Genomic DNA, 7,558 nt, shown 5'->3' on the forward strand with positions numbered 1-7,558 from the left:
TTGCGTTTCCTTTTGGTCATTTACTTGCTCCTCTTTTGAGCAAGTTACCAACTTAAACAGCTGTCTAAAAATCGGGGACCACTATAGAAAAAGCCGTTCACATGCAGCAGGTTCAGGCAGCATGCAGTGAGTGATGGTGGATAATAGATATAATTTTCATCTATAAATGAAGCAGCTATAGAGGGTTCCCCCCGCTTTGGTTGAGGCCGATGATTGAAAGCATTCTTCCTGTTATGCCGTTGTCTCTCCGGTGCGAGAAGAAAGAGCCAGTATCTCTGAATGAGCAGAAGGGAGAGCTTTCTATGGAGGCGGAGGAAACGCCGGCCTCCTCAAGCTGCATTCTGTTTGCTGCGCCTAGATCAAGACGGGGCCCTGCTCCCTTGGTTGCGGGGGGGAGAATGCATGAAGCCGGGAACTGTTTCGCAACATCCAGCGAAACTTCATAGGCCTCTCCGCTGATGCCGGTGCCGATGGAAGCAAGCAGGGTTTCAGGCCGGGTTCCGAATGCGCGGCGCATGCTCTCCACGGTTTGTGGTGCAATGTGCCCTGCAGTTCCTTTCCATCCGGCGTGGATGGCCGCCACAGCCCGATTGAGGGGGTCAAACAGGAGAATCGGATAGCAGTCGGCGGTTGCTATGAGGAGAAAAAGGTTTTCAGTGTCGGTAATGAATGCGTCGTAGCCCTGTAGGGCGCCCGGCGAAGTGGCGTGTAGAATTTCTGTTCCGTGAACCTGTTGCGAGCGTACCGTCCTGGATGAATCAATTCCTGCCTCATTGAAAAGCAGTTCCGTGTTTCTGCGGACAGAGTCGGGGTTGTCGTCTGTATTGGTGCCAAGGTTGAGTGAACTGTAGGGCCCTGTGCCGACGCCACCGTTTCGGGTGGTTTCAAGGGCGAGAAGAGAGTGACTGTGCCTGAATATTTCCGGCACCCTGAATTGTGGCCGTTTTGGGGCAGCAGAGGGGTTGGTTTCCTGTGTGTCCAGCATGGTCGGTTGTGTATGTATCGGGTTGATGCCGTTTTTTTTAAGATAGCGTTTTCCTCTGACCCTCCGGCCTTTTCGGATAAAGAGAGATGACGGTGTGCGATTTTCGGTGAAGAGTGTTATCTTTCCTCTTCAGCCATACCCCTCAACCATTCGGTAAAAAAGGAAGCCCATAGGCCCATAGATTCAATGGCAGATCCCGGCAACGAACGGTTTCAGGATAATTTCGGCCGCTCAATGCGGGCAATGTCCGACTATATCGGCCTTGGTGTGCAGATAGCTGCAAGCTTTGCGTTTTTTGTGCTGCTCGGCTACTGGGCGGACCTGCAGCTCGGCACTTCCCCATGGCTCTTTCTGCTCGGCGTGATGCTGGGAATGGTCGGCATGGGGCTGGTTCTCATGAAGGTGCTGAAGTCGGCAAACAGAAAACGATAACGGCGGCTCCGTCCGCCCTGAAAAGGAAAGCGATGAAACCTTTGTTTGATTTTCTTCTGAAGTTGTGTATCTTGACCGTCGTTTTATGGGGGGTCATCCTTTTCGGGCTGGAGCCCGGGAGTGTCGATACAGGGTCGGTGTTTGTTGCCTGGATCATGATTTTTGCCAATACGGTTGCCGGATACCTGCTTTTCGAATATGCTTTTGATCGAGAGTCGCAGGTGTTCACTATCGCGGTTTTCGGCGGTCTGGTTTTCAGGCTGCTCCTCCTGATGGGGCTTGTAGCCTTTATTATTTTGAGAGATCTTGTTGTCATCAATGACTTCGTCCTCTCATTTTTTGCTTTTTACTGCATCTATGTGATTGTCGAGATTCTCGGCTATCAAAAGAAAAACAAACAGAAAAAGATCGCTGCATGAAACGGGAAAAAGTCATTCAGGCCCAGAGTTTTTTAAAGGTTTTGGCGCTGCTGGTGCCGCTTCTTCTGAATGCATATGTTCCCGCGTCGGCTTCCGACCATGCTGCCGGGGGGGTTCATGCTGCCGCAGTTCACGCTGAATCGGCAATGCCCGCTGCAGACGGTGGCGTTCTGCTCCATGGTACTGAAGGTGCTGCCAATGAAGCTGTTGCGCATGAGGAAGAAAAGGCCGGTGATGTCATCATGCATCACATTCTTGATTCCCATGTCTTCGCTTTCGAGCCTTTCGGCGAAATCCACCTTCCCCGTCTTCCGCTTCTTTTCGGCATTGATATCTCCATTACCAAGCATGTTGTGATGCTCTGGATTGTTTCAGTCATTCTTCTTGTCGTGTTCGCAGCCGTCGGCGGAACCTACAAAAAGATGACTGCAAGGCAGGCTCCCGGGGGTCTTGCCAATGCAATGGAGGCTCTGGTGGAGTTCATCCGTCTTGATGTGGCAAAGTCGAACATCGGCCACGGATATGAGAAGCACCTCCCCTATCTTCTGACGGTGTTCATGTTCATTCTGCTCTGCAACCTCCTCGGTCTCATTCCCTACGGAGCTACGGCAACAGGCAACATCAATGTTACCCTGACACTTGCCGTCTTCACCTTTTTCATTACCCAGACAGCATCGCTCAAGGCGCACGGCCTGAAGGGTTACCTGCAGCACCTGACAGCCGGAACGCACTGGTCCCTCTGGATCATCATGATTCCCATCGAGGTCATCGGCCTCTTCACCAAGCCTTTTGCGCTTACCGTCCGTCTTTTCGCAAACATGACGGCTGGTCATATCGTCATTCTCAGCCTTATCTTCATCAGCTTCATTCTCAAGAGCTACATTGTTGCTGCTGCGGTTTCGGTTCCCTTTTCAATATTCATCTATCTGCTTGAAATCTTTGTTGCATTCCTTCAGGCCTTCATCTTCACTATGCTTTCAGCTCTCTTCATAGGGCTGGCGACGGTCCATGAGGGTGGTGATGCGGAAGTTGCCCATCACTAAAAAGATGTCGGGATTATTGATTGAGAAATTGTATTTTTGGACTTTTCATTAACCTGTTCAACACTGCTGGTCAGCTTTTGCGAACATCTTACAATAAATAAACGGAGGTATTTACACGATGGAAGGTATTGGTTTGGGTTATCTTGGTGCCGGTCTCGGCGCCGGTCTGGCTGTTATTGGTGCAGGCCTTGGAATCGGCAACATTGCAGCATCAGCCGCTGAGGGTACCGCCCGTCAGCCTGAGGCTACTTCCGATATCCGTACCACCATGATCATTGCAGCTGCTCTTATTGAGGGTGTTGCTCTGTTTGGTGAGGTTATCTGCGTGCTTCTCGCTCTTAAGTAACAAGCGCGATACAGAAGGTATTCCTGTTGCAGATCCGGGCAAGGGCCCTGGTCTGCTTTGGGATTTCATCAACCCGTTAACGGTAACCATTGTTCATGCTTATGTCGGCAGTCATACTTCTCTCCGGCAGTCTTCTTGACCCGAATCCGGGTCTGATTTTCTGGACGGCAATTACCTTTGTGCTCGTCCTTCTTATCCTGAAAAAGATTGCATGGGGACCGATTCTCGGCGCTCTTGAAGAGCGGGAAAAAGGTATCCAGTCGTCCATTGACCGTGCTTACGGTGCAAAGGAAGAGGCTGAGGCGATTCTTCGCCAGAACAAAGAAACTCTTGCAAAGGCCGAGGCCGAATCCGACCGGATTATCCGTGAAGGCCGTGAGTTTGCTGATAAAATCCGCGCAGAAATCACCGAGAAGGCTCATGCCGAGTCACAGAAAATGATTGGTGCTGCAAAGGACGAGATCGAGCAGGAAAAACGGCGCGCCCTGGATGTTCTGAGGAACGAGGTGGCAGACCTTGCGGTTCGCGGTGCAGAGAAGATTATCCGCGCCAGCCTTGATGGCGAGGTGCAGAGAAAGGTGGTTGACAGCATGATTGCTGATCTCTCCACAAAACAAAACTGAAAACGGTCACGACATGTCAAGTGTAATTGCAAGCCGTCGATACGCATATGCCTTTCTTTCTGCGGCCGAAGCCGGCGGGTTTCTTGAGACTGTGACCGGAGAAATGCAGATGGTCGGCGAGACCCTCGCAGCTTCCCGTGATCTGCAGAGAGCCCTCGCCAGTCCGCTTATCAATGCAGACCGGAAAACTCACCTTCTTGAAGAGATTTTCGCTGAAGCGGTCGGGGATAAAATGATGCTCTTTCTGAGGCTGATCGCCCATAAAAAAAGAGCTGGTATCCTGGGCGGAATTACTCAGGAGTTTGCTGCGCTGCTTGATGAGAAAAACGGGATCGTGAATGCAGCGGTGACCAGCGCCACAGAACTCAGCGAGAGCCAGCAGAAGGCCCTTTCCCGGAGCCTTGAGGGCTATACCGGAAAGAAAGTCCGTTCGGCAATGAAGATTGACGAGAGCCTTATTGGAGGCCTCAGCGTGAAAATAGGGGATACCATTTTTGACGGCAGTGTGCGCCACCAGCTGCAGCTGCTTCGTGAAAAGCTTGTGGCAGTTGAGGCCTGAGCCTTTTCTCTGCTTCTTGCCGGCAGGCACAGGACCATTTTTTTAAGCCTGCATTGCGCAGGCTTTTTTTTTGATGCCGGGGCTTTAGCTCAGTTGGTAGAGCGTCTCGTTCGCAATGAGAAGGTCAGGGGTTCGACTCCCCTAAGCTCCACTCCCCTCACGCATTCCTTCTTGTTTCTGTCCTCTCCCCATGAGTCCCTCATGGTTTGCTCTTGTCCCGCTTTTCTGGGGACCTTTATGGATCCCGGATTCCAGCTCCTCAACGCCCTCCTTGCCGAAATGGCCTCAGGGCTGCAACTCACCGAATACCGCATGCTCGAAGTGTTCTGCCGCTGGCTAGGCAAAAAAGAACAGGCCGCAACCGTCATCATCCAATACCCCGAAAAGTTTGAACTCCGCGACCGCGAGCAAGACCTCAGCCTCCTCAAAGAAGCCGACGGGCTCACGGTGGAAAGCCCCACCTTCCAGAAAGAGCTGCAGAAACTGATAGCAAGCATCGTCCTGGAGGACGATGCGCAGCTGGAGGAGATTAATGGGGAGATTGATGGGGGGTGAACGTCACGCCTCAGCAGACCCGGAGGGTGCGTCCGCGCGCCCTTCGGGGTATGCTGGAGGCGATTGTTCGCCAGTCCTTGATTTGTCCCGGATTCTCTCTGCCAAAGCGTCCGCGTCCCTCATGATGTCGATGACGCGGTCGCGCAATTCCAGGAGTTGCGCATACTCCGCTGTTTGCGCCGGTCTATGTTCCCTTGTAAAGTAAGTGGCGAGATAGCGCTGGATGATCTCGCGACGCCGCCCGCGGTCCTCTTCGGACATCGGCACAGCGTCGAGATATATTTCCCACGGCTTGTTTCCCTTCTTCGAATTGCAGGGCTTGCAGCAGGGCAACAGATTGCCGAGTCGATGGCCAGCTCCGCTGAACTCACTGTCTACCACGGTGGCGAAAACGTGGTCCCATGTTTCCGCTGTGGCGCCGCAGTACACGCAGAGGAGATCATCGTCGGCGTCCTGTCCGAGCGCCTCGACGGCCGCTCGAACGCCGGCTTCATCGTACACGTCGCAGGGGGCGATGGAGGACGCAAAGGCATGGTTGATAGTTGTCTTGCGCCGCGAGTAGATCGAGTACGGCTTTAGGTGACGCTTGATTGCTGTGTACTTCATTATGTCTTGGCGAACAATGTTTAGACTGATCCGCATAAACTGCGGATTTTTGAATTACAACCCATATAAGACGCAATCGAAACACTGGCAAAACAACTGTTAAGATCTTTCAATAATTTGAGTTAATCTTCGCCTTACGATTTATTTCTGCTTCTTATACGGATCGGCATAAGAACACTGTTCACAGCCCGTCAACTGGACTGCGAACACCAGACGGTCCTGCGTATATCCCCTTAATCGGTCACCTTCAAACATAGGGCTATGGGTGTTTTTTTACGCCAACCCGGGGAATCTTATTTTCCGAAAAGTGGGGATTGTTAATTGGCGAAATTTGGGGATTTTCAATTTCCGATTACAAGCGTCCCTCTCGAAGCGTTGGTTAGGCATGAAATATTTCATCGCCGCAGCTTAATGCCGCGGTGATTAATATCTCGGAGCCTGACGAATCCCAGTTCCTGGGGGGGCACTCCTTCAAGAACAACATTTGAATTTGTCCAGCTTCCACTAATTAGAGATTCATTGAAGGAGACATCTCTTGATTTGGCATTTTCATTGTTCGGCATGCCATTCTTGTCAACCGCCCCCCATTCAAGCTTTGCCTTCAGACCGTCTATTGTCGCGGCGGACAAATTCCCGAATTGCAATGTTACTTTGCTGCCGTTTGCATACGGAGCTATGTTTGCAATTGAAACTGTTAAGACACCGAGATCACTCTTCACAAGGCTATATCCATCGGAGCCTGGCGTCAGATACGCTACTTTGTCAAAGCCGCTGAGCATCTGATTAAACTGATTTAGTTCGATTGTTTGCTTCAAGTCAGCCAACTCTTTTTCAAGAGAGGCCACTTTGGTTTCCAGTGTTTTCACCTTTGAGCTTTGGTCACACCCAGCAAGAAGAAGCGCGCCAAACACGGCAGCTATATATAACAGTCTGTACATAGTTCCTCCCTGTTGCCTAACGCCAAGCGTAACCGGTCGGACTTGGAGCGTAGCGAAAAGCCCAGTCCGAGTTGACGCTTTTGCGACGTGATTTTTGGATGATGTCGCGAAACGGGTTTCCAATAAACTTCTATTTACCGATTAGCTGACAATTTTGATTCCAGAACTTATTCTTTGCTATTGATTCTTGCGTTTCATCCGAATTGAAGCTTCCACCGGTATTATAAACATCATTAAGTGCGGAGTCGAGCGCACCTTCAAACACCCTACCAAGTATGAAATCTGGTGTTGGACCCTGCAAAAGAAGGAGCATCCCGATTGGTACTCCATTTGACAGATCTTCTCTTTTGACTTTCTCTGATTGGACTGCATTGATGAACTTGAGTCCTACTACGTAACCATATTTAAATAACCGCTCTTGTTCTTGAGTGTTTTTACTCTTTTCTGCCAAAGCTGAGCACTCGAATGCGCTCCATGCCGCCTTACCCATTGCGGCATATTCGGATGAACTTTCAGCGAAGATTGGTTTTCCTGTGACCAGCACAAGCAAAATACCCAACAGAAATACTTTTGTTCTCGTTGTATGCATCGAGATATCCTTTATGGTGATAACGCCTCAATTACCGGTGCAGATTTGCTGCGTCCGGTGCCGTAGGCTCGTAGTTGATTGACTTGTTAGATTTATACATTTTTAGGCACTGCTCACCTGTCTTATTCATTTCCCCTGAAGACTCAGTTCACGGTATCTGTCACACCCTTGCTGGTACCCATTGTCACAGGCCTTTCCGAACCATTCCTTTGCAGTCGCCTTGTTCACTCTGACCCCCCGACCGTTGTAATACATTATCCCGAGGTTATACTGTGCACTTGCAACACCTTTCGATGCCGCAAGTCGGTACCATTTTAAAGCTTCGGGGTAGCTTTGTCTGACCCCATGACCATCGTAGTACATAACCCCGAGGTTGTTCTGAGCAGCAGCATCACCCTGTTCAGCAGAGAGTCGATACCACTTCATCGCCTCGTTGTAGTTCTGGGGAACTCCTTTCCCATTG

Annotated in this window: 12 protein-coding genes and 1 tRNA gene; 8 read left to right on the plus strand and 5 right to left on the minus strand. The window is 50.8% G+C overall.

What is annotated here, in order from left to right:
* Positions 1 to 175: 175 nt before the first annotated feature.
* On the minus strand, positions 176 to 985 hold the full coding sequence (gene pgeF, locus EKD02_RS09520) for a peptidoglycan editing factor PgeF (protein ID WP_126385255.1): 810 nt from the start codon (positions 983 to 985) through the stop codon (positions 176 to 178).
* A 186-nt stretch (positions 986 to 1,171) separates the two neighbouring features.
* Here pgeF and EKD02_RS09525 point away from each other — a divergent pair, with 186 nt between their 5' ends.
* From EKD02_RS09525 to EKD02_RS09560, 8 genes are all read left to right on the plus strand, one after another.
* Positions 1,172 to 1,417: an AtpZ/AtpI family protein gene (locus EKD02_RS09525; protein WP_011890975.1), complete on the plus strand. Its 246-nt coding sequence runs from the start codon at positions 1,172 to 1,174 to the stop codon at positions 1,415 to 1,417.
* 32 nt (positions 1,418 to 1,449) lie between these two features.
* Complete coding sequence (locus EKD02_RS09530; protein ID WP_011890974.1) at positions 1,450 to 1,836, plus strand: hypothetical protein; 387 nt, start codon at positions 1,450 to 1,452, stop codon at positions 1,834 to 1,836.
* Positions 1,833 to 2,879, plus strand: coding sequence for a F0F1 ATP synthase subunit A (locus EKD02_RS09535; protein ID WP_126385257.1), 1,047 nt, complete (start codon positions 1,833 to 1,835; stop codon positions 2,877 to 2,879). Before EKD02_RS09530 ends, EKD02_RS09535 begins: the two co-directional genes overlap by 4 nt.
* A 118-nt stretch (positions 2,880 to 2,997) precedes the next feature.
* Complete coding sequence (gene atpE / locus EKD02_RS09540) at positions 2,998 to 3,225, plus strand: ATP synthase F0 subunit C (protein WP_011358809.1); 228 nt, start codon at positions 2,998 to 3,000, stop codon at positions 3,223 to 3,225.
* Positions 3,226 to 3,320: 95 nt separating this feature from the next.
* Positions 3,321 to 3,848, plus strand: coding sequence for a F0F1 ATP synthase subunit B (locus EKD02_RS09545; protein WP_126341655.1), 528 nt, complete (start codon positions 3,321 to 3,323; stop codon positions 3,846 to 3,848).
* Between the two features lie 13 nt (positions 3,849 to 3,861).
* The gene (atpH, locus tag EKD02_RS09550; RefSeq protein WP_126385259.1) at positions 3,862 to 4,407 is read left to right on the plus strand and encodes an ATP synthase F1 subunit delta; all 546 of its coding nucleotides are present in this window, start codon (positions 3,862 to 3,864) and stop codon (positions 4,405 to 4,407) included.
* Positions 4,408 to 4,485: 78 nt separating this feature from the next.
* Positions 4,486 to 4,558: transfer RNA gene (locus EKD02_RS09555), tRNA-Ala, on the plus strand.
* A gap of 86 nt (positions 4,559 to 4,644) precedes the next feature.
* Complete coding sequence (locus EKD02_RS09560; RefSeq protein WP_126385261.1) at positions 4,645 to 4,962, plus strand: hypothetical protein; 318 nt, start codon at positions 4,645 to 4,647, stop codon at positions 4,960 to 4,962.
* Positions 4,963 to 4,965: 3 nt separating this feature from the next.
* Here the strand turns inward: EKD02_RS09560 and EKD02_RS09565 are convergent, their stop codons facing one another.
* From EKD02_RS09565 to EKD02_RS09580, 4 genes are all read right to left on the minus strand, one after another.
* The gene (locus tag EKD02_RS09565) at positions 4,966 to 5,568 is read right to left on the minus strand and encodes a hypothetical protein (protein ID WP_126385263.1); all 603 of its coding nucleotides are present in this window, start codon (positions 5,566 to 5,568) and stop codon (positions 4,966 to 4,968) included.
* A 395-nt stretch (positions 5,569 to 5,963) separates the two neighbouring features.
* Positions 5,964 to 6,506, minus strand: a complete 543-nt coding sequence (locus EKD02_RS09570) for a DUF3251 domain-containing protein (protein WP_126385265.1) — start codon at positions 6,504 to 6,506, stop codon at positions 5,964 to 5,966.
* A gap of 130 nt (positions 6,507 to 6,636) precedes the next feature.
* Positions 6,637 to 7,095: a hypothetical protein gene (locus EKD02_RS09575; RefSeq protein ID WP_126385267.1), complete on the minus strand. Its 459-nt coding sequence runs from the start codon at positions 7,093 to 7,095 to the stop codon at positions 6,637 to 6,639.
* 126 nt (positions 7,096 to 7,221) lie between these two features.
* Positions 7,222 to 7,558: tetratricopeptide repeat protein (locus tag EKD02_RS09580; protein ID WP_148102973.1), on the minus strand; the 337-nt coding region annotated here is incomplete at its 5' end.

The organism is Chlorobium phaeovibrioides (assembly GCF_003968655.1).
Classification (GTDB): domain Bacteria; phylum Bacteroidota; class Chlorobiia; order Chlorobiales; family Chlorobiaceae; genus Chlorobium; species Chlorobium phaeovibrioides.